Origin of the sequence: Gordonia sp. C13 (assembly GCF_023218005.1) — a bacterium.
Lineage (GTDB): Bacteria > Actinomycetota > Actinomycetes > Mycobacteriales > Mycobacteriaceae > Gordonia > Gordonia namibiensis.
In genome coordinates this window covers 82,282-106,269 of the sequence record NZ_JALPSY010000010.1, presented here as the reverse complement: position 1 = coordinate 106,269, position 23,988 = coordinate 82,282, and the positions used below count along the sequence as shown (strand labels likewise).

The following is a 23,988-nucleotide window of genomic DNA, read 5'->3' as shown; positions in this document are numbered from 1 at the left end:
CGACGAGGCTACGAGGTTTCGGCTGCGACCGCTCGGTCCTGCTTCTTCTCGCGCTTCGGCAGCAGGGGGATGCGGGGCCGGGCGGTCAGCCATTTGCTGAACGGGAGGCGCAGCAGTAGGTCGACGACGATCAGCGAGCTGGTGAGAACGACCGCGATGAGGATCAGCGACCGCAGGATCGCCGAATGCGGGAACCACTCGAACAGCCCGCTGAGGAATCCGACGCGTCCGAGGACGTCGAGGATGAGCGGGTGCACGGCGAAGACGCCGAACGCACGCAGTGTCGCCTGCGAGACGAACTTCGCCGCGGCCGGACGGCCCGCTGCGCGGCGGTCGTCCCAGACGAGACCGATGAGCCACAGCAACACGAACCCACCCACGAGCCACGGCAGCGACACCGGGTTCCAGGCGGTGTTGGCCTTCCACGGCACGTTGCCCGGCGAGGTCGCCAGCAGGTAACCGGCGACGGTGAACGCGGCGCACCCGGCGGCGACGAGCACCACGGTCGCCATGTGTTCACGCAGCCACTTGTCCACAGCCTGCTGGTGTTGCGCCGCCACCACACCCATGGCGACGAACAGCGCGTACATCGGCAGCGTCTTCCAGAGGTGGTGGTAGGTGACGTCCCAGGCGGCGCCCGAGGGCCGCGGCAGGTACTGGTAGATGACGAACATCGTGATCTGGATGAGCGCGCCACCGGACAGCAGGAGCCACGGCCGGTTGCGGCCGCGCTCGAAGATCCACGCGATGAGCGGGAAGAACAGATAGATCTGCATCGAGATCAGGAGGAAGTACAGCTGGTACTTGCCCTCGCCGACGAGCAGGTCGTGTGCGAGTCCGGAGAACCATTCACCGGTCGGCGGGAACGGGTTGTCCCGGATGACGATGTGATCGGTGATCGCGTAGATGACGGTCCAGGCCAGGTAGGGCCCGATCACCAAACCGAAGCGGCGGCGCCAGAACTGTACCGGGGACATCTCCCGGCCCTGCATGCTCAGCACGAGGACGTAGAGCGTCACCGCGACGAAGCCGTAGCGGGTGAGGTGACAGAGGGTGCCGACCAGGTTGGCGCCGCGCACCTCGTCGGGCCCGCCGTTGATCGCGTTCACGCTGTGCGCGACGACCACGAAGGTGAACAAGAACACGCGGACGAAGTCGGCGGTGTGAGCGCGGGAACGCGGTGTGGGAACCGGGGCGGACGTCGGAGGCGGCGTCGCCGGCGCGATGCCGGTCGTGATGTCCGAGTCCGCAGACGTGCTGGTCTCGGTGTCGGCGGTGCGCGCCGAGCTCGCTGCGTGCACCAACGCAAAGACCTCCCCCGGGTTGACCAAACTGTTACCTGAACGAAGTGTACGGGCCGAATCTGGCAGGAACCTCAACGCCGGGGTGTCCTCAGTGATGACAATCACAGCCGGAATTGCCCGGTTCCTTGTCAGCGGTCGAGGTTACCGGACGGCAGCGCATGCAGCAGATCGGTGAAGTCCGACCGTGCGGAGGGCCGACGACAGGGGGAAATTCGCCATCTTCACGATCCGAGGAGGGGCCACAGGAGTCCGGGGTTGCTGCCGTAGACTTGCCGCGTCGCCCGAATGGGCGCCCGCCTTCGTAGCTCAGGGGATAGAGCAACCCTCTCCTAAAGGGTAGGTCGTAGGTTCGAATCCTACCGAGGGCACCAGACCACAGCGGGGCACCACCAGTTGTTTTTCACACCGCGGCGGATTTCGCGAACCGCCGTCGGTACACCAGCGGCGACACCCCGACGGATGCCGCGAAGTGGTGCCGGAGCAGCGTCGCCGAGGTGAATCCGACCAGTCGAGCGACCTCCTCGACCGGCGCATCCGTCGACTCCAGCAGGTTCTTGGCGGCCAGTACACGCTGTTCGGTGAGCCATCTCCGTGGTGACACCCCGACCTCGTCGACGAACCGCCGCGCGAACGTCCGGCCGGACATGTGCATCCGTTCCGCCATGTCGTCGACGCTGATGTCACGGTCGAGATGTTCGAGCAGCCAGCTGAGCAGCGCTCCGAATCCCTCGTCGGAACACGCGGGCATCGGGGCGTCGACGAACTGTCGCTGACCGCCGTCGCGGTGGGGTGAGACGACCATGCGACGGGCGATCCGGTTCGCGACGCCCGGCCCCCATGCCTCGCGGACGAGGTGCAATGACGCGTCGATCCCGGCTGCCGTCCCGGCGCTGGTGGTGATGGGGCCGTCGTCGACGAAGAGGACGTCGGTGTCGACCTTCGCCTTCGGGAACTGTCGTGCCAGCTCCTCGCCGAAGCGCCAGTGCGTCGTGCAGCGGCGGCCGTCGAGCAGGCCTGCCGCGCCGGCGACGAAGGCGCCCGAACACACCGTGAGGACGCGGCCGCCGTTGTCGACCACCGCGCGCACGGTATCGAGGATCTCCTCGGGATAGTCGCCGTCGACCTTTCCGCCGGGGATGGCGACGAGGTCGACGTCGCGGCACTCGTCGAGGGAATGCGACACCTGGATCGACACGCCGTTGCCGACCGGAAGTGGCACGGACGGGTCGGGGGAAGCGACGCGGAAGTCGAAACCGGGGACGCCGTCGTCGGTCCGGTCGAGGCCGAACACTTCGTGGACCACGCCGAACTCGAACATCGCGACGTTGCCGTGGAGCAGAACCCCGACCGATTTCAGCATGACGCCAGTATGGCGGAAGATTTGCGGACATTGACGTTTGCGCCACTGTTGGCGGTAATCAGGCGGACAGAGAATTACTGCCATGATCATCGCACTCATCGTTCTCGCCACGGTGGCCCTTCTGGCCGTCGTCGCGCTCGTGTACTTCACCCGCCGCACGCCTGCCGGAACTCGTACTCCGCTGCAGCGTTTCGTCGATTGGTCGACCCGCGATCCGAGGCGTCCCTACGGGCCCGACACCGATCGCGTCGCCGTCGAGCTGAGCACCCTCACGCGCCGCTACGACCGACTCGTGTAGAACGGGGCTGCGATACCGTAGCGGGCGTGAGCTCCCAGACCGTTCTCGTCACCGGCGCGACCAGTGGTATCGGCGCCGAAGTCGCCCGACAGTTCGTGGCCCGCGGCCATCGGGTCTACGGCACCACCCGCAACCCGGACTCAGTGCGCAGCCCCATCCCCGGTGTCACCTACGTCCGCCTCGACAACGCCGACTACGACTCCGCCACCGCCTGCGCCGACCTCGTCGGGCCTGTCGACATCCTGGTCAACAACGCCGGCGAGTCCCAGGCCGGCGCCCTCGAGGACACGTCGATGCAGGCCATCGAGAATCTGTTCCGCGTCAACGTGTTCGGACCGGTTGCCCTCACCAAGGCGGTCCTCCCGGGAATGCGCGAGCGACGTCGGGGCACGGTCGTCATGGTCGGCTCGATGCTGTCGAGCTTCCCGGTCGCGTTCCGGTCCAACTACGCGGCGACGAAATCCGCGCTGAAGGCCTTCGCGCTGGCGACGCGTCGTGAGGTGGCGCCGTACGGGATCCGCATGATCTCGGTCGAACCGGGCACCATCGCGACCGGCATCGGTGACCGCCGGTCCATCCATATCCGGGAGAACTCGCCGTACCGTGCCGAGTACGAGACCCTCGCCGCGGCCACGCGCCGTAACGAGGACGCCGGGATCAGCGCGGAGGACATGGCCACCCAGATCGTCGACGCCGCGCTCGCCGAACACCCGAAACCCTTCTATGCCCGGGGAAACCAGGCGGGCGTCGTGTTCTTCCTGCGCAGGCTCGCGCCCCGCCAGCTGATCCTGGACATGACCGCACGCAAGCACGGGCTGCCCAGGGTGAAGATCTGACCGTGCGAATCAGGGTCATCGGGATCGGCCCCGGCGGTCCCCGCCAGGTCACCCTGCAGGCCATCGACGCCATGGCCGACGTCGACGCCTTCCTCGCGCTCGAGAAAGGAACGGCGAAGAGTGGACTGCTCGACGCCCGCCGGGCGATCCTCGACGCACATGCCCGCGAGGGGTATTCGCTCGTCGAGATCCCCGACCCGCCGCGCGACCGTGCGCCCGCCGACTACGACGCCGAGGTCCGGCGCTGGCACGCCGCGCGCGCCGATCTGATCGCCGCCGCACTGCGCGACGAGGTCGGCGACGGCGGGGTGGCGGCCTTCCTCGTCTGGGGTGATCCCGCCCTGTACGACAGCACGCTGCGCATCGTCGACGACCTCGCCGCACGCGACGATCTCGAGCTCACGGTCGAGGTGATCCCCGGGGTGACCAGCGCGAGTGCGCTCACCGCCGCGCACGGCATCGTCGCCAACCGCGTCGGCGAACCGATCCACATCACCACCGGTCGCCGCCTCGCCGACACCCCCGCCGGTGCCGACGCCAACCAGGTCGTGATGCTCGACGGCGATCTCGCCTTCCGCCGCACCGCCGACCCCGACGACCACATCTGGTGGGGCGCCTACGTCGGCACCGACGACGAGATCCTCATCAGCGGCCGGGTCGGTGACGTGACGGAGCAGATCGTCGAAGCCAGGGCCGAAGCCCGCGAGCGGATCGGGTGGATCATGGACATCTACCTGCTGCGCAAGACCCGCTGAACTTCAATCCGATCGAACCGTCTGCCGCGCAACGCGTTACCCGCCGATCTTGTGGATGGAGATCCGCGTTTGTCGGTGGGTTGATCTAGATTGGTTGTAACAGATTCAGCCGTCCAGGTTGGGCTGTAGACGTTGTGGGGGCAGCGTGAGCAGGTGGACCGATCTACCAGGCGGGTTTCTCGCCGGGGTCGATCCTGCCCACCCCGAATCATCCTCTACCGCAACCCATATGGAACGTCTCCGGGCGATCCGCCACGGTGAGTCCTACCTGGCATGGTGCCGGTACGAGTCGATCGTCACCGTCTACGACCAACTCGTCATCAACACCAGTGGCGGGTTCTTCATCGACCGCTACAGCGAGATGGTCACCCGCCTCTGCCGCGAAGCCGCCATCACCCGGTATCAGGCCGATCAGTGGGTCGGGGAAGCCCTCGCCCTGCGCGACCGGCTACCGAAAGTGTTGACCACCCTGCGCGACGGCATCCTGTCGCGGCAGCTGATCCAAACCGTGATCTCGCGCACCGACCTGATCTCCGACGCGGCGACCATCGCCGACCTCGACACCGAGATCGAGTCCATCCTGCGCCACCGCAAGGGCGCCTGGACCAAACCGAAACTCCGGGACATGGTCGACCGGCTGGTGTTCCGCCATGACCCCGACGCGGTGCGGGAACGGCGTCGCGATGCGCTGGACAAGCGCGGTATGTGGATCGAGAACTTCACCGACGGCACCGGTGAGATCACCGGTGTCATGGCCGCCGAAAACATCCGTATCGCCGCGAAAGCGGTGAAAGCCCTCGCCGACACCGTGTGTGCCCAGGACGGCCGGAATCGTAATCAGCGCAACTCTGATGCGATGTTCGCGCTGTTGACCGGCACCGTCTTCGACTGCCAATGCCGACGTGAGCAGTGTGACGCCGAGATTCCCGACCCGGCGAAGGTGGTCCGGTCGGTGAGCACCGAGGCCGTCATCCACGTCGTCACCGACGCCGCCACTCTCGCCGGGGCACCAGGGATCGGGTGGGTCGACGGCCACGGCATCGTCTCCGACGAGCACGTCCGTGACCTCGCCGAGCGGCCCGACGCCACCATCACACCCGTCACCCCGGTCCGCACACCACCAACCCGTGTGGTCGCCGAGGACGTTCCGTCGAAAGACGTCGTGATCGTCTTCCCTGGTGCGCAGTCGGCCGATCCGTATCGACCCACCGCTGCGTGCTCCGACTTCGTGCGTGTTCGTGACGGCTACTGCACCGAACCCGGTTGCGGATGTTCGGCATTCGACTCCGATCTCGACCACGTCACCGAGTACGACCGCACCAACCCCACCCAGGGTGGGTCGACGTCGAGTGAGAATCTCAACGCCAAGTGCCGGTTCGGGCACCTGCACAAGACCTTCGGCGATTGGGTCGATGTCCAGTACCGCGACGACGAGGGTCGCCTGGTCACCGAATACCGGACTCCGGAAGGGTTCGTCATCCCCGGCGACGCCGAAAACCTCGAAGACTCGTTCCCCAACCTGCGTCGAATCCGCTACGAACAACCACCCCAAGCCCCACCCACACCACGGGTCATCACGGGCGACGACACCCCGCCCGCCACCAACCGGCTCGCACACAAACACGCGCGCCGGCGAGCCGAACGTGCCCGCAACAAGGCTCAGCGCCTCGCCGACCAGGCCGACCCGCCGCCATTCTGACGGGCATCACAGATCTTCGCGCGCCACCAATTCCACGGTGACGAGCATGGCGATCGAACTGACGGCGAGTAGTGCGATGAGCACAAACAACTGCATGGCCGCGGCCGCCCACACCGACGCGCCGCCGAGGACCATGCCCACGAAGGCACCGGGGATGGTGACCAGTCCGACCGCCCGGCTCTGATCGAGTCCGGGGATGAGTGCGCTCGCCGACGCGGCGGCGCAGATCTCGAGGCGGGCATCGCGGGGGAGCAGGCCCAGCGACAACGCGGCCTCGACCTCACCGTGACGCGTTGCCAACTCGTCGACAGCGCGTCGACCCGCGAGTGACGTCGTGACCATGGCTCCGCCGAGCAGGATCCCGGCGGTCGGGATGATCGCGATGCCCCTCGCAGGCAGGACGCCCACGAGGGTCAAGACGATGACTATTGCGATGGTCGGTGCTGCCACGGGCACCAGGCATCGTGCGATGACGACGAGACCGGCGTTCTCCCGCCGCACCCGTCGCGCCGACGTCCACGCGGCCGCCACGGCCATGACGACGACGAACAGGGCCGACGCCCACAGATGCGGAACGACCACCGCGAGCACGCCCGCAAGGGCGGCGAGTTGGACGACGGCACGCAGGGTCGCCACCGAAGTGTCGATCGCCAAACCGCTTCGACGGTTCACCAGCACCGCGACGACGGCGAGCACGACGATCGCGACCGCCAGAACCGGGCCGATCCGGACGACGGCGTCGCCGATTCCGTTCACACCGGCAAGTTCACCAGATCTGCTGCAGGGCTGCGAGCATGTCGTCGCGGATCTCGCTGCGGCAGATCACGAAATCGGGCATGTAAGGGTGGCGGTTGTTGTAGACGATCTCCGAACCGTCCAGACGACTGCAGTGCAGGCCGGCCGCGAGGGCGACGCCGACCGGGGCGGCGTTGTCCCACTCGTACTGACCGCCGGCGTGGACGTACGCGTCGGCGTCGCCGCGGACCACGGCCATCGCCTTGGCGCCGGCAGACCCGACCGGAACCATCTGCAGGCCGAGGCGGTTGGACACATAGCTCGTCTCATACGAGCCGCCCCACCGCGACGTGACCATGCGACGGGTCAGTTCGCCACCGGGTTTCTCGACGGTGTCGGTCCGGAACAGTTCACCGGTTGCGGGCAGTGACACCGCGGCCTCGGTGACGACCCCGTTCTCCGTCAACGCCACGTGCACCGCCCAGTCCGCGCTGCCCGCGGCGAATTCCCTTGTGCCGTCGAGCGGGTCGATGATCCACACCCGCTGGGCCGTCGCACGGTCGCCGACATCGGCCGCCTCTTCGGACAGAACCGCGTCGCGCGGACGGTGTTTGCGCAGGACGGTGGAGATCCACGCCTGGGCAAGCGCATCGCCGACATCGCCGAGCATGCTGCCGGTCAACAGGTCGCCATGACGAATCCCGAGGAGGATCTCCCCGGCTCCCTGGGCGATCCGGGCGGCCAGCTCGGCGTCGGAAAGTCGGGAAGTCATCCCTTAACTAGAGCACACTGGTGGCATGCCCGAGCTCCCTGAGGTGGCCGCCATCGCCGACTATGTCGACGGTCGCGCGGCCGGACTCCCGATCCGGCGAGTCGACGTCGCGTCCCTGTCCGTGCTCAAGACGGCCGATCCGCCGTACACCGCGCTCACCGACCGGATCGTCGAATCGGTCGGCCGGGTGGGCAAGTACCTGGTCATCCGGACCATCCCGGGGTCGGAGGCCACCGCGTCCGAGCCGACGCTGGCGCTGGTCATCCACCTGTCGCGGGCCGGCTGGGTGCGGTGGAGCGAGGACCTCTCACCCAAGCCGCTACGCCCGGGCGGCAAGTCGCCGATCGCGCTGCGGGTGCACTGCGGCCTGCCCGGCGAGGGATTCGACGTCACCGAGGCCGGCACCCAGAAGCGTCTCGCGGTGTGGCTCGTCCGCGACCTCGCCGAGATCGACCGCGTCGCCGGACTCGGCCCCGACGCCCTGGAACTCACCGAGGAACAATTCGCCGAGATCCTCGCCGGCACCACCGGACGCGTGAAGAACGTGCTCACCGACCAGCACACCATCGCCGGGATCGGCAACGCCTACTCCGACGAGATCCTGCACACCGCACGACTGTCTCCGTTCGCGTCGTCGAAGACCCTCAAACCCGGCCAGGTGAGCACCCTGTACGACGCGATGCGGGCCGTGCTCACCGACGCCACGAGCCGCCTCGAGGGTCAGACCGTCGCTCGGCTGAAGTCGGAGAAACGCACCGGACTCCGCGTGCACGCGCGCACCGGACTGCCGTGTCCGGTCTGCGGCGACACCGTCCGCGAGGTGTCCTTCGCCGACCGGTCCTTCCAGTACTGCCCGACCTGCCAGACCGGTGGAAAGATCCTCGCCGACCGCCGGATGTCGCGGCTCCTGAAATGAGCGATGGTGGACGCGCACTACGCCTGACGTCGCGGTCCGCGTAGCCGGGGGGCGATGCCGGTAGGTTCGGGTCCATGACCTCGACGACACGGCAGAAGATCCTCATCACCGGTGCGAGTTCGGGACTCGGCGAGGGCATGGCCCGCCGATTCGCCGCCCAGGGACGTTCGCTGGCGCTCGCCGCCCGGCGCGTCGACAACCTCGAGGCCCTGGCCGCCGAACTCCGGCCGACGGCGACCCAGGTCGCGACCGCGCAACTCGACGTGACCGACCTCGACGCGGTACCCGTCACCTTCCGTGCGCTCGCCGACGAACTCGGCGGCCTCGACCGCGTCATCGTCAACGCCGGTCTCGGCAAGGGCGCACCGATCGGCACCGGCAAGGCAGCCGCCAACATCGAGACCGTGCAGACCACCTCGTCGGCGCGCTCGCGCAGGCCGAGGCCGCCCTCGAGATCTTCCGCGAACAGAACGCCGGCCACCTCGTGCTGGTCAGCTCCATCTCCGGTGTTCGCGGCATGCCCAAGGCCCAGGCGGCGTACTCGGCGTCGAAGGCCGGTCTCACCGCGCTCGGGCAGGGGCTACAGGCCGAGTTCGCGAACTCCCCGATCTCGGTGTCGATCGTGGCACCGGGCTACATCGAGACCGACATCAACCGGGGCGTGAAGACCTCGCTGATGGTCGACACCGACAAGGGCGTCGACGCCATGGTCGCCGCGATCGAGGCCGAGAAGACCTGGGCGCCGGTCCCCGCCTGGCCGTGGACACCGATCGCGGCGGCGCTCAAATACCTGCCGGGGTCGATCAGTCGACGGATGATCTGAGCACTGCGCCGTTGTGGATGCCGTTCATCAGCCCGCGGGCGATTGCCACCCGCTGCCGCTGGCCACCTGACCAGGGCGACTACTGCCAGTAGCTTTCGTCGAACACCTCGTCGGGGATCTCGTCGCCCGGTTCGACGCCGAGTTTCTCGAGTCGTCCCATGATCGCGGCGGCGGTGGCCACGAAGGTCACGAGATCTTCTGAGTCGACCGATCTTTCGGCGGGATCACCGCCGAGGAACTCGTACAGCGCCGGCGGTACGCAGGCGCCCATGTCGAGTGCGCGGGTTCCTGTGGCGGTCCGCCAGGCGTCGAAGCTCGCCACGTCGACGGCTTCGGCGACCTCGCCCGTCCGAACCGCGGCCAGGACGTCGTCGAGGGTCGCCAGCTCACCCGACGATCCGCTGGACGCGTCGAACCCGAGTACCGTTTCGGCGTCGAGGGACTCGTCCTCGGAGAGGGTGAAGTAGACGACCCCACGCCAGTCCGAGGCCAGCGCCTCGATGTCGGTCCGTCCGAAGATGTCGCCCAGCAACTCGCTGACCTGCTCGCGACGGCGACTCCCGAACAGCTGGAATGCGCCCGACGCCACGATCTGTCCCTGCTTGTTCGCCACAGACCGTCACCTTACGCACGTCAGTCGTCTATGCCGAGCACGACCACACGGCCGGTCGACGGCGACAGATACACGGTCGCCCGCCACTCGCCCGACGAGAACGCGTCGTCGAGGTGCGGGCCGCCGACGAGGTCACCGGTGGGTACGAGGTCGCGTACGTCGGCGGCCACCGAGACGGGCGCAGAAACAGGCACAGCGTGGTACTCATCGGCCCAGGCGGTTACTCGGTCGGGGCCGACGTCGACGACGGCGTCGAACCAGTAGGTGGTGGGACCGGGCACACGCTCGGAAGCGCCGGGTGCGGACCCGAGCGTTCCGGCCACCCAGCCGTCGACGTTCCCGTCGGCGAGCAGCGGGAACCTGATTGCGACCGGCTCGATGTCCCTGCTGGGAGCGGCGGTTACGACCTTGGCCAACGGCAACGTGGAGGTCGAGGTCCTGGGCGCGCGGTCGACGGGATCGCCGGGCGTGCAGCCGGCGCCCACGAGAGCCAGTGCGGTGACCGCGAATCCGGCCGCGAGTCGTCGAATCCGTTGTGGCAGCATCCCGCCACGCTAACCTCCCGCGGCACCGCTTCCCATCCGCTTATTGGATCCGATAAGCGCGAGGGAACTGGCCGGGCGGGAAGGAAACCTGCACGCGGGAGCGGCCGACCCTCAGACCGCGCGACCCCGGTGTTTGCGGTACCAGGCGACCAGCTCGTTGGTCGACGAGTCGGCGTCGGCGGCGGGTGCGTCGGTCTGGGTGATGGTGCCCAGCAGCGCCTTTGCCTGGGTCTTGCCGAGTTCGACGCCCCATTGGTCGAACGGGTTGATCCCCCAGATGGCGCCCTCGACGAAGACCTGGTGTTCGTACAGGGCGACGAGCTGTCCGATCACCGAGGGCGTCAGACGGGGAGCGAGGATCGAGGTGCTGGGGCGGTTGCCCGGCATCACCTTGTGCGCCACCACATGTGCGGGTACCCCCTCGTCGGCGATCTCGTCGGCGGTCTTGCCGAAGGCGAGCACCTTGGTCTGCGCGAAGTAGTTGCTCATCAGCAGGTCGTGCATCGACCCCGACCCGTCGGGCCCGGCGGGCAGGTCGTCGGTGGGCTCGGCGAAACCGATGAAGTCGGCCGGGACGATCCGCGTGCCCTGGTGGAGCAGCTGGTAGAACGCGTGCTGACCGTTGGTTCCCGGTTCGCCCCAGAAGATCTCGCCGGTGTCGGTGGTGACATGGTGTCCGCTCGCGGTCACCGACTTGCCGTTGGACTCCATCGTGAGCTGTTGCAGGTAGGCGGCGAAGCGCGCCATGTCGTTGCTGTAGGGGAGGACCGCCCGGGTGCCGATGTCCCAGAAGTTGTTGTACCAGAGCCCGATCAGGCCCAAGATGACCGGCGCGTTCTGCTCGAGTGGCTGGGTGCGGAAGTGTTCGTCGACGAGATGGAATCCCTCGAGGAACTCGGCGAAGCGTTCCTTGCCGATCGCGGCCATCACCGACAGGCCGATCGCCGAGTCCACGGAGTAGCGGCCGCCGACCCAGTCCCAGAAGCCGAACATGTGGGTGGTGTCGATGCCGAACTTCGCCACCTCGTCGGCGTTGGTGCTCACCGCGACGAAATGCTTTGCCACCGCGTCGGTCCCGGCGTCAAGGGCCTCGAGCAGCCAACTCCGCGCGGCGGCCGCGTTGGTCAGCGTCTCGAGCGTGGTGAAGGTCTTCGACGCGATGATGAACAGGGTGGTCTCGGGGTCGAGGCCGTCGAGGGTGCCGACCATGTCCGCTGGATCGACGTTGGAGACGAAGTGGCAGCGGATGCCGGCGTCGACGTAGTGGCGAAGGGCCTGGTACACCATGACCGGTCCCAGATCCGATCCGCCGATGCCGATGTTGACCACGTCGGTGATGCGTTTCCCCGTGTGGCCCTTCCATTCTCCGCTACGGAGACGGTCGGTGAACTCGCCCATCCTGGTGAGGACCTCGTGCACGTCGGCGACCACGTCCTGTCCGTCGACGGTGAGCGTCGCGTCGGCGGGAAGACGAAGCGCGGTGTGTAGGACAGCGCGATCCTCGGAGGTGTTGATGTGCGCCCCGGCGAACATGTCATCGCGGGTCTCCTCCAGCCCGACCTCGCGCGCCAGGCTCATGAGCAGTTCGAGCGTCTCCCGCGTCACCCGGTGCTTGGAGTAGTCGATGTGCAGATCGCCGACGTCGACGGTCAGTTCGCGGCCGCGCTCGGGATCGATCGCGAACACCTCGCGCAGATGCATCGCGTACACATGCGGCTGGTGAGCGGCGAGAGCCTGCCAGGACTGCGTTGCGGTGATGTCGCCGTGGTCGGTGCCGGTGAAGTCGCTGCCGGGTGCCTGCGTGCTCATGACACCCAACCCTATGTCGTCGGCGTCTCCACCGCGACGGTCGTCACACGTCGGTGCGAATTCCGCAGTGGCGTCAGCGGCCGAGGGGGCCCCGACCGAGTCGGAGGAGGAGCATGGCGAGGGTGTGACCCTCCTTGCCGAGCTCGGCGAACCGGTCGATGACCTTGACCTCGCGGCTGTGCACGAGTCGCGGGCCGCCCGACGCCATGCGGGCGGCGCCGATCTTCTTCGAGACCGCCGAGCGTCGTTTGATCGCACCGAGGATGACGGCATCGAGCCGGTCGATCTCGAGGCGCAGCTCGTCGATGTCGTCCGGCAGGTCGTCCACATCCGAGGTCAGCTGGTACTTCTCGAGATCGATCGTGTTCTCGAAGGACGTCGGAGTCGACTGTTGGGGCTCGTCGGATCCGGAACTCGGGCTGCGATCGGTCACGGCCTGATTTTGCCACGGCGCACCGGTCCGACCTGCAGGTACCCGATCGGACCCACCTCCGGTCGATGTGCTCGCACCCGCCACATGGACACTGGAGCGCATGCTCAACGCGCGCATGATGTCGATGATCGCGGTGGCCCTGATCGCCGGACAGCTGATCATCCGGGGGTGGCTCGTCGCGACCGGCAACTTCTACTGGGACGATCTGGTGCTGATCGCCCGGGCCTCGTCGAATCCGATTTTGTCCTGGGAGTACCTGGGGCACAGCCATGACGGGCATTTCATGCCGGCGGCCTTCCTGCTGGCCGGGGTGGCCACCTGGCTGGCGCCGGTCAACTGGGCCCTGCCGGCGCTGACGTTGATCGTCCTGCAGGCGATCGCGTCCATCGCGGTGTGGCGGGTGATCCGCGTGATCGCACCCGCGGCCCGCGCCGGTGCGCTGGTGGCGCTGGCGTTCTATCTGTTCAGCCCGATGACGGTGCCCGCGTTCGCCTGGTGGGCGTCGGGCCTCAACACATTGCCGATGCAGGCGGCACTGGCCTGGATCGTCGCCGACGCCGTGGGACTCGCGCGGGGAGACGTGAACCCGGAACGACGCCGTGCGGTGTGGATCCGCTCGACGGTGGTCTTCGTCGTCGCGCTGGCCTTCTTCGAGAAGTCGTTGTTCATCCTCCCGATCGCCTTCGTCGCCGCGGTGCTGGCGAGTGGCGCGGGACGGACCGCGCTGACCTCGACCCTGCGGGCCGGCCGCGAGTTGTGGGCGTCGCTCGCGGTGGTGTCGGCAGTGTGGGTCGTCGTGTACTTCGTCACTGCCGATCCGTTCGCGGGCAACCACTCGGTCGGACAGACCGCGCGACTGGTGTGGCGGTCGGTGGACCACGCCATCGTGCCGTCGCTGGTCGGTGGCCCGTGGGAATGGGACCGGTGGACTCCGGGCCCGCCCACCGGATTCCCCGCGACGTGGATGATCGTCGCCGGCTGGCTGGTACTGGCCGCGGTCACGTGGTGGGCGGTCACCCGCCGGCGTGGCGCGGTGCCGATCATCGCGTTCGCCGCGCTGTACGCGGTGGCCGCCCAGATCCCGGTGATGTGGAACCGCTCGAGCCCGGAGACCGCGGTCGCCCTCGCCCAGCACATGCGCTATCTCCCCGACACCGCGCTGGTCTTCGCCATTGCCATCGCGCTGCTGGTCGGTGCCCGGTCGACGACCCCGCCCACACCCGAACGCCGCCACGCGGCCGAGGACCAGTCGCCTGCCGTACTGCTCCTACCGGTCGTCGCCGCGCTCGCGATGGTGTCGGCGGTCGTCTCGCTCGTGTCGTTCTCGGCGTCGTGGCGCGACAATCCCACCGGCGACTACCTGAAGACGGCGGTCGCGACCCTGCACGACAACGCCGATGCGACGCTGCTCGATCAGTCGGTCCCTCTGGAGATCCTGCAACCGGTGGTCTACCCGGACAACCAGATCAGCCGCATCTTCGGGCGGGTCGACCCGCGGCCGGAGTTCGGCACCAGCACCGACCGGCTCCTCGTCCTCGACACCGCGGGCAACGCGGTGCCCGGCGGGGTGACCCAGCGACGGCTCGTCGGCGCGGGACTCGGCAATTGCGCCCGACCGGAGATCTCCGGGCCGGCGCGGCTGGCACTCGACGGACCGCTGTTTCCGTGGCCGTGGACCGTCGCACTGAGTTATTGCGCCACCCGCGACGGCGAGATCGAGATGAAACTCGACGGCGGGGAGGCCGTGCGCGTACCGGTCAGGTCGGGCCTCGGGTCCATCTACGTCCGGCTCGACGGCGGCGGGGATGCGATCTCGGTGCGCCCGGTGACCGCAGGACTTCGACTTCACACAGGAGCCGGTCGGGTCGGCGAGGCGGTCGAGGCACGCTTCGCCGGCGGCTGATCTACTCGTAGAAGTAGGCGCTGACGTTGTCGGTCTGCCCTTCGGAGGCGATCAGGGCACGCAGTGCCGACGCGGCCTCCGGCTCGTTGACGAAGTAGACGACCTTCACGTCGCCGGCGGCCTTGACCTGCTCGCCGATCTGCTTCTCGAGCACCTCGGTGCCCTCCCAGCTCGGGTCGAACCTGCCGCCGCTGATGTGCTCGGAGTAACCCGGGCCGAAGGTGATGTGCAGGTTGCCGTCGGTGCCGATGCCGTCGAAGAGGTACTCGCCGCGCTTGACCGCGTAGTAGCTGGGAAGGCCGGTGATCCCGGCGCCGTAGCGGGCCTGGTCGGGGCTCTTGTTGCCGGTGCGGACGTAGACGACCTCGGTGTTGGTCTGCTTCTCGTTGTCGTCGATCAGCTTGTTGAGGTCGGCCTCGGTGGTGTCGAGGAAGGCCAGGTAGGTGTAGGCCGAACGCGGGCCGATCGACGAGTTCGCCGGCAAGTTGGTCGCCGTGCACCGCGTGGTGGCGGTCCGCCCGAAGTCGACGCGCAGGACCGGCTTGCACTCGCCGCCCAGCGCGCCCGCCGGGCGACCGCCGACGGCGAAGTTCAGGGTCATGCCGTAGTTGAAGTGGCCGGTGACGTCGTCGGCCCACGGGATGCCGGAGACGGAGAAGTCGTAGGCGCACGCCGCGGTGGTGCACTCGCCGACGAGTCGCGGGGTGACGACCGGTTGCTTGGCCCACAGACCCGGCGCCGGCGCCGACAACAGATCGCCGACGAGGGCGCGCTGATTGGCGAACACCTTCTGCGCCTGGTCGGCCGGCTGCAGGCTCACCGAGGTGTCGATGTCGTAGGTTGCCGATCCCTGCTTGGACTGGCCCTTCACGTTGGTGACGTTCTTGGACTCGGGGTCGAAGGTGATCTCCCAGCTGCCGATCTTCACCTTGTTGTCGCCGACGAACTCGATGGGCGGATCGCTCGTCGGCCAGCGGCGGGCGTCGGGCGTGCCCTTGTTCGGGGTCGGCAGTTCGGCGCCGAGCTGCGGCTCGGAACCGAACTCGACGTTGCCGATGTCGCCGGCCAGATTGTCCGGGCCGAGGATGGTGCCGAAGCGGGGGAGGCTGGTGAACCGCGTCGACGCCCACTTGTTGTCCAACGGTGCCATGTCGAGGTTCAGCTTCTCGTCGGCGACGAGAAGTTCGTTCCACAGCGAGGTGGGCGCGCTGATGTACGGGTTGTTGCTGATCTGGCGGTACTCGCCCTGCTCGGAACCCAGCGACACCGTGCCCTCGGCGGTGTTCGACGTCGTCACGATGAGATCGCTGAACTCGACCGTGCCCTCGCCGCGGGCGTCGTCGTACTTGTAGGCGACCTTGCCGGTGTACTTGGCCGCGGGGCTCGTCGCCATCTTGAAGAGCACCTCGTCCAGGCTCTTCTGAGCGCGGAACGCGGCGGTCGGCTCGACCGTGCCCGCACTGCTGAACGGTACGAACGACAGGATCAGGGCGACCACGAGAGCCAGCGCTCCGACACCGAGGACGATGGCGGCGGGGGCAATCGACGGTCTCTTCATGGTCGCCTCTTTCGGTCGCCGAGGCTTTCCAACCGCATCGACGGGCGCCCCGAGCCAGTGATACCGGGTCATCGTAGCCGCGGGACCAGCGTCTCGGGTGCCAACGCACGGGGCGGTCGAGCGAACGGACGACGGGCTGTCCGGCCCGAGGCCGGCGGGGCGGTGTCGGTGCGGGCGGGTAGCCTGGACTACCGATGAACAGCTCTTCTTCTGCCCCTCTCCTCGCCGGTCGCACGTCTTCCTCCTCCTCGGGGACGGCTGCCGCCGACGACCGCGTCGCCCGCCTGCTCGAGGGCCTCAACCCGCAGCAGCGCGCCGCGGTGCTCCACGCGGGCGCACCGCTGCTGATCGTCGCCGGCGCGGGGTCGGGCAAGACCTCGGTCCTCACCCGCCGCATCGCCTACCTGCTGGCGGCGCGGGACGTCACGCCCGGGCAGATCCTGGCCATCACCTTCACCAACAAGGCCGCCGCCGAGATGCGCGAGCGCGTCATCGACCTGGTCGGGCCGCGGGCCGCCTACATGTGGGTCTCGACCTTCCACTCGACGTGCGTCCGCATCCTGCGGGCGCAGTCGGGGCTGCTGGAGGGGATGAACTCCAACTTCTCCATCTACGACGCCGACGACTCGAAGCGGTTGCTGGGCATGATCATCCGCGACCTCGACCTGGACCCGAAGAAGTTCAGTCCGCGCGGTGTCTCGGTGGCGATCTCGAACTTCAAGAACGAGCTGGTCTCGCCCGACGAGGCGGCGGCCTCGGCAAACGAGGACGACTTCACCGCGGCGACGATCGCGAAGATCTTCAGCGAGTACCAGCGCCGGCTGCGGGCGGCCAACGCCTTCGACTTCGACGACCTGATCGGCGAGACCGTCGCCCTGCTGCACCGTCACCCGCAGGTCGCCGAGTACTACCGGCGCCGCTTCCGGCACGTCCTCGTCGACGAGTACCAGGACACCAACCACGCCCAGTACGTCCTCATCCGCGAACTGGTGGGGGAGCAGACCACCGCGAGCGGCCTCGAACCCTCCGAACTCTGCGTCGTCGGTGACGCCGATCAGTCGATCTACGCCTTCCGCGGCGCCACCATCCGCAACATCGAAGAGTTCGAGCGCGACTTCACCAACGCCGAAACCGTTCTGCTCGAACAGAACTACCGTTCGACGCAGACCATCCTGTCGGCTGCCAACGCGGTCATCGCGCGCAACACCGGCCGTCGCGAGAAGAAGTTGTGGACCGACTCCGGTGACGGCGAACTCATCGTCGGCTACGTCGCCGACTCCGATCGTGAGGAGTCGACGTTCATCGCCAAGGAGATCGAGGAACTGACCGACTACTCGATCGGCGGGTCGTCGAGCTACAAGTACTCCGACGTCGCGGTCTTCTACCGCACCAACACCGGCTCCCGTGCGATCGAGGAGGTGTTCGTCCGCCACGGCATCCCGTACAAGGTGGTGGGCGGCACCAAGTTCTATGAGCGCAAAGAGGTCCGAGACGTGGTCGCCTACCTGCGGGTGGTCGCCAACCCCGACGACTCGGTGAGCCTGCGACGCATCCTCAACACCCCCCGACGCGGCATCGGCGATCGAGCCGAGGCCTGTGTCGCCGTGCATTCGGAGAACACCGGCCGCAGCTTCTACGAGTCGCTCATCGACGCCGCCGAGGGCAAGGTCGCGCTGCTGAACACGCGCGCGGTCAAGCAGATCGGCGGCTTCGTCGAACTCATCGAGGGATTGCGCGCCGACTTCCTCACGCACTTCGGCGAACCCGACACCGACGACGCCGACACCGCCTTCCTCGACGCCACCGAGGAGTCCGCCGACATCGGTGAACTCGTCGACGCCATCGTCGAACGCACCGGTTACCGTTCCGAACTGGAGGCGTCGAACGATCCCCAGGACGGCGCCCGGCTCGACAACATCAACGAACTCGTCGCCGTCGCACGGGAATTCAGCGCCGACGCTGCGCAGATCGACCTGGAGTCCGAGGCCGAGGATGCCGAGATCGACCGCGAGGGCGAGCCCGAACCCGGTTCTCTCGCAGCATTTCTCGAGCGGGTCTCACTGGTCGCCGATGCCGACCAGGTGCCCGACGAGGGTGACGGCGTGGTCACGATGATGACGCTGCACACCGCGAAGGGCCTGGAGTTCCCGGTCGTGTTCGTGACCGGTTGGGAGGACGGGCATTTCCCCCATATGCGAGCACTCGGTGACCCGAACGAACTGAGTGAGGAACGCCGCCTCGCCTACGTCGGCATCACCCGCGCCAAGCAGCGTCTGTACCTGACCCGATCGGTGACCCGCGCTTCGTGGGGGCAGCCGGTGTCGAATCCGGAATCCCGCTTCCTGCAAGAGATCCCGCAGCATCTGATCGATTGGCGGCGCACCGAGCCGCGTCGTTCGGCACGTGGCTTCGGAGGATCGTCGGGTGGTGTGTTCGGTCGCGACGGCTCGTTCTCGGGCAGCGGCGGCGGCTCGTCGTTCGCTCGCGGCCGGTCGTCCTATTCCTCCGACCCGGCCCGCGGACGCAACAAGCAGGTCCACCTCGACATCGGCGACCGGCACAACCATCCCAAGTACGGCATGGGCAAGGTCGTGGCCAAGGAGGGCAGTGGCGCCACCGAACGCGTCACCATCGACTACGGCGGCAGCGCCGGACGCGTCACCCTGCTGACCGCAGGTGGCATCCCAGGGGAGAAGCTCTAGGGACTCCGCTCGATCACGTTGCGTTGTGTGCCGGAAAACGGTGCAGAACGCAACGTGAAGGCGCGAGAGCGCGGCGTAGGCCTTGAGAGAGATCTAGCCGGTGTAGCCGGCGAGCTTGACGCCCTTGGAGGCGAGCCACGGCACCGGATCGATCTTGGTGTTGCCGTCCTTCCACACCTCGAAGTGGCAGTGCGGGCCGAAGGAGAAGCCCTCGTTGCCGACCAGTGCGATGACGTCGCCGGCGGTGACCTTCTGGCCCGCGCTGACGAGCACGCCCGAAGAGGACATGTGGCCGTACATGGTGACCGTGCCGTCGTCGGCGCGCACCTGGACCCAGTGGCCGTACCCGGAGGCCGGCTCGGCCTTGATCACGACGCCGTCGGTGACCGCATGGATCGGGGTGCCCAGCGGTGCCGCGAGATCGATGCCGCCATGCATGGTGCCCCAGCGCATCGCGAAGGCCGAGGTGAACGAGTACTGGCCGAGCGGGATCGGCGAGGTGTAGAGCGGGCGACGGGCCAGGGCCTCGCGCTGCGCTTCCTCGGCGGCCATCTTGGCGCCGACGCCGAGCTGGTCGGTGAAGACGTTCATCTGGTCGGTGATCGGCGACGCGGTGGCGACTCCCGGACCGAGGTCGACGGGGGCCGTGGCGTCGTTGACGGCTGCGGCGTTCGTGGTGGCGGTGTTGGTCGATGCGTCGTCGGTGGCACCCACCTGGGAGACCGCTGCAACGGCTGCGCCGGCTGCCATGGCGATCAGGGCGGCGCGTCCGCCCTTGAGGGCGTTCGGCGGGGCCGCGATGCGGTGTTTGCCGCCGCGACGGACGCGCTGGCCGGCCGGGTTCGTGCGGAACGGGCGGAGATCGGAGTGGGACTCTTTCTCGGCTTGGTCGGAATCCAGGTCGACGAGCATGTCGAGCTCGGCGCCTTCGACGTCGAACGGCTCGTCGTGTTCGTACTGATCGAACTCGTGCTCGGGGATCAGGATGTCCTGAGTGATCTCCGAGTGGGTCGGGCGGTAGTAGCCCTTCCAGGACGAGGGAGTCCAGGTGGTCTCTTCGGACGGTGTCCGGGTGGTGGAACCAGACGAGCGGGGGGCTTCGTGGCCGAAGTCGTAATCGCTGGGGTCGTAGTCCGTGTCGTCGTCGACGAAGGGGATGATGGTGGTCATCTCCTCTGCCGTGAGGTCGTCGACCAACCCGCCCGATCGGACGCGGCTCGATCCGCGTGAGACTCCGGGTCCCGCCAAATCGTCCACCTCATCTCTTCGCTACCGCGGATCCGACGTTTTGTCCGTAATCCTTCTGTGACCAACTCTGAGAGCCGACGGTAACGAAATGATTGCGGCAAGTCCAACCGTAGAAAGCCGCTAACCGGAAATTTGTGAGCTGAGTCACAGGATTTCTCGAACTTCGTCAAGCCGTCGAATCTGGGGTTTGCCGGACTGGATGAAAGGCTCCCCGGGTTCGTCGCCGCGATCGATTCAACACCCTGGGCCGCGTGTGCGCGAGGCCGGGTCTCCGGACGGGCGAATCTGCCAGGTGAGAGGTATCGAGAGGTACTCGCGAGTAGGTTGGGACCGAGCGAGTGATCTGTCGCACAAGGGCAGGGTGCGCGCGAAGGGGCAATACAGTACGGGTTTAGAGTCCGATATGGCCCGCGTTACACCCTTCGGCGGGCAAATCTACGAGATGGTGAGCTGAATGGATCTCTTCGAATACCAGGCGAAGGAACTGTTCGCCAAGCACGGGGTTCCCACCACACCCGGTCGGGTGACCGATGATGCCGCCGACGCGCGGGCGATCGCCGAGGAAATCGGCAAGCCCGTGATGATCAAGGCGCAGGTCAAGACCGGCGGACGTGGCAAGGCAGGCGGCGTGAAGTACGCCGCGACCCCGGACGACGCGCAGTCCCACGCCTCCAACATCCTTGGCCTCGACATCAAGGGCCACGTCGTGAAGAAGTTGCTGGTCGCCGAGGCCAGCGACATCGCGGAGGAGTACTACATCTCCTTCCTCCTCGATCGTTCCAACCGCACCTACCTGGCCATGTGCTCGGTCGAGGGTGGCATGGAGATCGAAGAGGTCGCCGCGACCAAGCCCGAGCGTCTTGCCCGGGTCGCCGTCGACGCCGTCAAGGGTGTCGACCTGGAGACCGCCCGCTCGATCGCCGAGCAGGGCCACCTGCCTGCCGAGGTCCTCGACGCCGCGGCCGTGACCATCCAGAAGCTGTGGGAGGTCTTCGTCGCCGAAGACGCCACCCTGGTGGAGGTCAACCCGCTCGTCCGCACCCCGGACGATCAGATCCTGGCCCTCGACGGCAAGGTCACCCTCGACGAGAACGCCGATTTCCGTCAGCCCGGCCACGCGGAGTTCGCCGACATCGAGGCGACCGATCCGCTCGAGCTGAAGGCCAAGGAGAACGACCTCAACTACGTCAAGCTCGACGGACAGGTCGGCATCATCGGCAACGGTGCGGGTCTGGTCATGTCGACCCTCGACGTCGTCGCCTACGCCGGTGAGAAGCACAACGGCGTGAAGCCGGCCAACTTCCTCGACATCGGTGGCGGTGCCTCGGCCGAGGTCATGGCCGCCGGCCTGGACGTCATCCTCAACGATGATCAGGTCAAGAGTGTCTTCGTGAACGTCTTCGGTGGCATCACCGCGTGTGACGCGGTCGCCAACGGCATCGTCGGCGCCCTGGAGAAGCTGGGGTCGGAGGCCAACAAGCCTCTCGTCGTCCGCCTCGACGGCAACAAGGTCGACGAAGGTCGCAAGATCCTGGCCGATGCGAACCACCCGCTGGTCACGCTCGCCGAAACCATGGACTCGGGCGCCGACAAGGCCGCCGAGCTGGCGAGCAAGTAAGGGAGCCACGGAAAATGTCGATCTTTCTGAACAAGGACAACAAGGTCATCGTCCAGGGCATCACCGGTGGTGAGGGCACCAAGCACACCGCCCTGATGCTCAAGGCCGGCACCAACGTCGTCGGCGGCGTGAACGCGCGCAAGGCCGGCACCACGGTGTCGCATGTCGACGCGGACGGCAACAACGTCGAACTGCCGGTGTTCGCCTCCGTCGAAGAGGCCATGAAGGAGACCGGGGCCGACACCTCGATCGCCTTCGTGCCGCCGAAGTTCTCCAAGGACGCCATCATCGAGGCGATCGACGCGGAGATCCCGCTGCTGGTCGTCATCACCGAGGGCATCCCGGTGCAGGACAGCGCCTATGCGTGGGCCTACAACGTGGAGAAGGGCGCCAAGACCCGCATCATCGGTCCCAACTGCCCCGGCATCATCACCCCGGGTGAGGCTCTGGTCGGCATCACGCCGAACAACATCACCGGCAAGGGCCCGATCGGTCTGGTCTCCAAGTCGGGCACCCTGACCTACCAGATGATGTACGAGCTGCGCGACCTCGGCTTCTCGACCGCCATCGGCATCGGCGGCGACCCGGTCATCGGCACCACCCACATCGACGCCATCGAGGCGTTCGAGAAGGACCCCGAGACCAAGCTGATCGTCATGATCGGTGAGATCGGTGGCGACGCCGAGGAGCGTGCCGCCGACTACATCAAGGCCAACGTCTCCAAGCCGGTCGTCGGCTACGTCGCGGGCTTCACCGCGCCGGAGGGCAAGACCATGGGTCACGCCGGTGCGATCGTGTCCGGTAGCTCCGGCACCGCACAGGCCAAGAAGGAGGCCCTCGAGGCCGCAGGCGTGAAGGTCGGCAAGACGCCGTCCGAGACCGCCGCGCTGGCACGGGAGCTCTTCGAGGCTCTCTGAGTCGTCTTCGACACCGAAAAACCCGAGCGGGACCATCCGCTCGGGTTTTTTCGCGCGCTCTGTGTGCCGGGTGACGCCTACTCGCAGGCGACTCCGTCACCGTCGCGGTCGAGCTTGGCGCGGTAGCCGGGCTGACCCGCGTACAACGGGGCGGCACCGGCCGCGCGTGCCGCCGAACAGTTCTTGTAGTAGACCGAGCCGGGCGCCTCGGCGGGCGGTGCCGTGTCGGCCGGCGGGGCGTAGAGCCGCGGCGGCGTGTGGGTCGTCTCGGGGACCGGGGTCGCCGTGGAGGTGCGCGTCTCGGTGCGCTCGGTGGTCGTCGGCGCCGCCGCGGTGGCACCGCACGAGGTCAGGACGCGGGTGATCGCGTCCTTCTCCGCCTGGGTCACCCAGAGCCGGTAGGCGGCCTTCACCTCGACCTGACGGGACACGTAGGTGCACCGGTAGCCCTTGTTCGGCGGCAGCCAGGTCGCGGCGTCGCCGGCGCCCTTCTTCTGGTTCGTCGGACCGTCGACCGCCTGCAGGTTGCGCGGGTCGTTGGCGAAGTCGACGCGCTGCTGCGGCGAGAGTTGCTGCGCGCCCTTCTGCCACGCGTCCGAGAGCGCGACGACGTGATCGATCTGGACCGCCGAGGAGGTGCTCTGACCGCGGACGAACCGGATCGTCGTGCCGGTGTACGGGTCGTCGAGCGTGCCCGACAGGACGGCGCAACCGTTGGAACCCGGCTTGAGGGTGATGTCCGTCAGGTCGCGACGCAGGATGTCGTTGCGGGTGTCGCAACCGTTGTGTCCGCCGTCGACGGTGACGTCATCGGACCAGGCCTGCCCGAACAGGTCGCGGTCGTATCCGGTCTTGGGTGCGCGTCCCTTGACGGCCAGGGTGTTCAGCGTCTGCAGCGCGTCGTCCGCGGCCGGTGCCGAGACCACGGCGATCACGGCCGACGCGGTGGGCAGCGGGGTCTCGGCGGCGGCCGATGCGGTCGGGACCGCGGCGGCCGAGGTGGCCTCGGGCGTCGTGGACGGACCGGTCACCGGACCGTCGATCACGCAGCCGGCGGCAGCGAATGAGGCCGCGGCGACAGGGGCTGCGAGCAACCACCGGGACAGCGGCTTCCGGCGTGGGGACACAGATCCGGGCATCGTCG

The 23,988-nt window shown here is 67.6% G+C and carries 20 protein-coding genes, 1 tRNA gene and 1 pseudogene; 11 read left to right on the top strand and 11 right to left on the bottom strand.

The window, feature by feature from the left end; all coding sequences use genetic code 11:
* Positions 1-8: 8 nt before the first annotated feature.
* On the bottom strand, positions 9-1,301 hold the full coding sequence (locus M1L58_RS10805; RefSeq protein ID WP_248658892.1) for an acyltransferase: 1,293 nt from the start codon (positions 1,299-1,301) through the stop codon (positions 9-11).
* Positions 1,302-1,599: 298 nt separating this feature from the next.
* On the opposite strand from M1L58_RS10805, the gene M1L58_RS10800 reads away from it, so the two are divergent.
* Positions 1,600-1,675, top strand: a tRNA-Arg gene (locus tag M1L58_RS10800).
* 29 nt (positions 1,676-1,704) lie between these two features.
* Here M1L58_RS10800 and M1L58_RS10795 read toward each other — a convergent pair.
* Complete coding sequence (locus M1L58_RS10795; protein ID WP_006868304.1) at positions 1,705-2,664, bottom strand: GlxA family transcriptional regulator; 960 nt, start codon at positions 2,662-2,664, stop codon at positions 1,705-1,707.
* 82 nt (positions 2,665-2,746) lie between these two features.
* Between M1L58_RS10795 and M1L58_RS10790 the strand changes: the two genes are divergently transcribed.
* The 4 genes from M1L58_RS10790 (at position 2,747) to M1L58_RS10775 (ending at position 6,252) form a co-directional block, all read left to right on the top strand.
* Positions 2,747-2,962, top strand: coding sequence for a hypothetical protein (locus tag M1L58_RS10790; protein WP_248658891.1), 216 nt, complete (start codon positions 2,747-2,749; stop codon positions 2,960-2,962).
* A gap of 26 nt (positions 2,963-2,988) precedes the next feature.
* On the top strand, positions 2,989-3,798 hold the full coding sequence (locus tag M1L58_RS10785; RefSeq protein ID WP_248658890.1) for an SDR family oxidoreductase: 810 nt from the start codon (positions 2,989-2,991) through the stop codon (positions 3,796-3,798).
* Entirely contained in the window at positions 3,795-4,553 is a 759-nt protein-coding gene (gene cobF, locus M1L58_RS10780; RefSeq protein WP_248658916.1) for a precorrin-6A synthase (deacetylating), read from the top strand. Before M1L58_RS10785 ends, cobF begins: the two co-directional genes overlap by 4 nt.
* A gap of 145 nt (positions 4,554-4,698) precedes the next feature.
* Entirely contained in the window at positions 4,699-6,252 is a 1,554-nt protein-coding gene (locus tag M1L58_RS10775; protein WP_248658889.1) for an HNH endonuclease signature motif containing protein, read from the top strand.
* A 6-nt stretch (positions 6,253-6,258) separates the two neighbouring features.
* Here the strand turns inward: M1L58_RS10775 and M1L58_RS10770 are convergent, their stop codons facing one another.
* Both M1L58_RS10770 and M1L58_RS10765 read right to left on the bottom strand, forming a co-directional pair.
* Positions 6,259-7,008: an ABC transporter permease gene (locus M1L58_RS10770; protein ID WP_248658888.1), complete on the bottom strand. Its 750-nt coding sequence runs from the start codon at positions 7,006-7,008 to the stop codon at positions 6,259-6,261.
* 10 nt (positions 7,009-7,018) lie between these two features.
* Entirely contained in the window at positions 7,019-7,759 is a 741-nt protein-coding gene (locus M1L58_RS10765) for a 3'(2'),5'-bisphosphate nucleotidase CysQ (protein WP_040536727.1), read from the bottom strand.
* Positions 7,760-7,784: 25 nt separating this feature from the next.
* On the opposite strand from M1L58_RS10765, the gene M1L58_RS10760 reads away from it, so the two are divergent.
* Positions 7,785-8,675, top strand: coding sequence for a DNA-formamidopyrimidine glycosylase family protein (locus M1L58_RS10760; protein WP_006867819.1), 891 nt, complete (start codon positions 7,785-7,787; stop codon positions 8,673-8,675).
* 74 nt (positions 8,676-8,749) lie between these two features.
* Positions 8,750-9,498 (top strand): annotated as a pseudogene (locus M1L58_RS10755) (SDR family oxidoreductase).
* Between the two features lie 79 nt (positions 9,499-9,577).
* Here M1L58_RS10755 and M1L58_RS10750 read toward each other — a convergent pair.
* From M1L58_RS10750 to M1L58_RS10735, 4 genes are all read right to left on the bottom strand, one after another.
* Positions 9,578-10,111 (bottom strand): hypothetical protein, encoded by a 534-nt coding sequence (locus M1L58_RS10750; RefSeq protein ID WP_006867811.1) that lies wholly within the window; start codon positions 10,109-10,111, stop codon positions 9,578-9,580.
* 20 nt (positions 10,112-10,131) lie between these two features.
* Positions 10,132-10,656, bottom strand: a complete 525-nt coding sequence (locus M1L58_RS10745) for a hypothetical protein (RefSeq protein ID WP_006867810.1) — start codon at positions 10,654-10,656, stop codon at positions 10,132-10,134.
* 111 nt (positions 10,657-10,767) lie between these two features.
* Positions 10,768-12,465 (bottom strand): glucose-6-phosphate isomerase, encoded by a 1,698-nt coding sequence (gene pgi / locus M1L58_RS10740; protein WP_248658887.1) that lies wholly within the window; start codon positions 12,463-12,465, stop codon positions 10,768-10,770.
* Between the two features lie 73 nt (positions 12,466-12,538).
* Entirely contained in the window at positions 12,539-12,898 is a 360-nt protein-coding gene (locus M1L58_RS10735) for a chorismate mutase (RefSeq protein ID WP_006867808.1), read from the bottom strand.
* A 100-nt stretch (positions 12,899-12,998) separates the two neighbouring features.
* Here M1L58_RS10735 and M1L58_RS10730 point away from each other — a divergent pair, with 100 nt between their 5' ends.
* Positions 12,999-14,801, top strand: a complete 1,803-nt coding sequence (locus M1L58_RS10730; RefSeq protein WP_248658886.1) for a hypothetical protein — start codon at positions 12,999-13,001, stop codon at positions 14,799-14,801.
* A gap of 1 nt (position 14,802) precedes the next feature.
* Here M1L58_RS10730 and M1L58_RS10725 read toward each other — a convergent pair whose 3' ends face one another.
* Entirely contained in the window at positions 14,803-16,359 is a 1,557-nt protein-coding gene (locus M1L58_RS10725) for a hypothetical protein (protein ID WP_006867806.1), read from the bottom strand.
* 194 nt (positions 16,360-16,553) lie between these two features.
* On the opposite strand from M1L58_RS10725, the gene M1L58_RS10720 reads away from it, so the two are divergent.
* Positions 16,554-19,061: a UvrD-helicase domain-containing protein gene (locus M1L58_RS10720; protein ID WP_248658885.1), complete on the top strand. Its 2,508-nt coding sequence runs from the start codon at positions 16,554-16,556 to the stop codon at positions 19,059-19,061.
* Positions 19,062-19,154: 93 nt separating this feature from the next.
* Here the strand turns inward: M1L58_RS10720 and M1L58_RS10715 are convergent, their stop codons facing one another.
* Positions 19,155-20,318, bottom strand: coding sequence for a M23 family metallopeptidase (locus M1L58_RS10715; RefSeq protein WP_248658884.1), 1,164 nt, complete (start codon positions 20,316-20,318; stop codon positions 19,155-19,157).
* A gap of 445 nt (positions 20,319-20,763) precedes the next feature.
* Here M1L58_RS10715 and sucC point away from each other — a divergent pair, with 445 nt between their 5' ends.
* On the top strand, positions 20,764-21,927 hold the full coding sequence (sucC, locus tag M1L58_RS10710) for an ADP-forming succinate--CoA ligase subunit beta (RefSeq protein WP_006867802.1): 1,164 nt from the start codon (positions 20,764-20,766) through the stop codon (positions 21,925-21,927).
* 14 nt (positions 21,928-21,941) lie between these two features.
* Complete coding sequence (gene sucD / locus M1L58_RS10705; protein WP_006867801.1) at positions 21,942-22,844, top strand: succinate--CoA ligase subunit alpha; 903 nt, start codon at positions 21,942-21,944, stop codon at positions 22,842-22,844.
* Positions 22,845-22,921: 77 nt separating this feature from the next.
* Here the strand turns inward: sucD and M1L58_RS10700 are convergent, their stop codons facing one another.
* Positions 22,922-23,983: a GmrSD restriction endonuclease domain-containing protein gene (locus M1L58_RS10700; RefSeq protein ID WP_248658883.1), complete on the bottom strand. Its 1,062-nt coding sequence runs from the start codon at positions 23,981-23,983 to the stop codon at positions 22,922-22,924.
* Positions 23,984-23,988: the final 5 nt, after the last annotated feature.

Coding starts and splice junctions, on each gene's coding strand:
- M1L58_RS10795 (WP_006868304.1), bottom strand. CDS start 2,664: ATGCTGAAATCGGTCGGGGTTCTGCTCCACGGCAACGTCGCGATGTTC.
- M1L58_RS10790 (WP_248658891.1), top strand. CDS start 2,747: ATGATCATCGCACTCATCGTTCTCGCCACGGTGGCCCTTCTGGCCGTC.
- M1L58_RS10765 (WP_040536727.1), bottom strand. CDS start 7,759: ATGACTTCCCGACTTTCCGACGCCGAGCTGGCCGCCCGGATCGCCCAG.
- M1L58_RS10760 (WP_006867819.1), top strand. CDS start 7,785: ATGCCCGAGCTCCCTGAGGTGGCCGCCATCGCCGACTATGTCGACGGT.
- M1L58_RS10745 (WP_006867810.1), bottom strand. CDS start 10,656: ATGCTGCCACAACGGATTCGACGACTCGCGGCCGGATTCGCGGTCACC.
- pgi (WP_248658887.1), bottom strand. CDS start 12,465: ATGAGCACGCAGGCACCCGGCAGCGACTTCACCGGCACCGACCACGGC.
- M1L58_RS10730 (WP_248658886.1), top strand. CDS start 12,999: ATGCTCAACGCGCGCATGATGTCGATGATCGCGGTGGCCCTGATCGCC.
- M1L58_RS10725 (WP_006867806.1), bottom strand. CDS start 16,359: ATGAAGAGACCGTCGATTGCCCCCGCCGCCATCGTCCTCGGTGTCGGA.
- M1L58_RS10720 (WP_248658885.1), top strand. CDS start 16,554: ATGAACAGCTCTTCTTCTGCCCCTCTCCTCGCCGGTCGCACGTCTTCC.
- sucC (WP_006867802.1), top strand. CDS start 20,764: ATGGATCTCTTCGAATACCAGGCGAAGGAACTGTTCGCCAAGCACGGG.
- sucD (WP_006867801.1), top strand. CDS start 21,942: ATGTCGATCTTTCTGAACAAGGACAACAAGGTCATCGTCCAGGGCATC.
- M1L58_RS10700 (WP_248658883.1), bottom strand. CDS start 23,983: ATGCCCGGATCTGTGTCCCCACGCCGGAAGCCGCTGTCCCGGTGGTTG.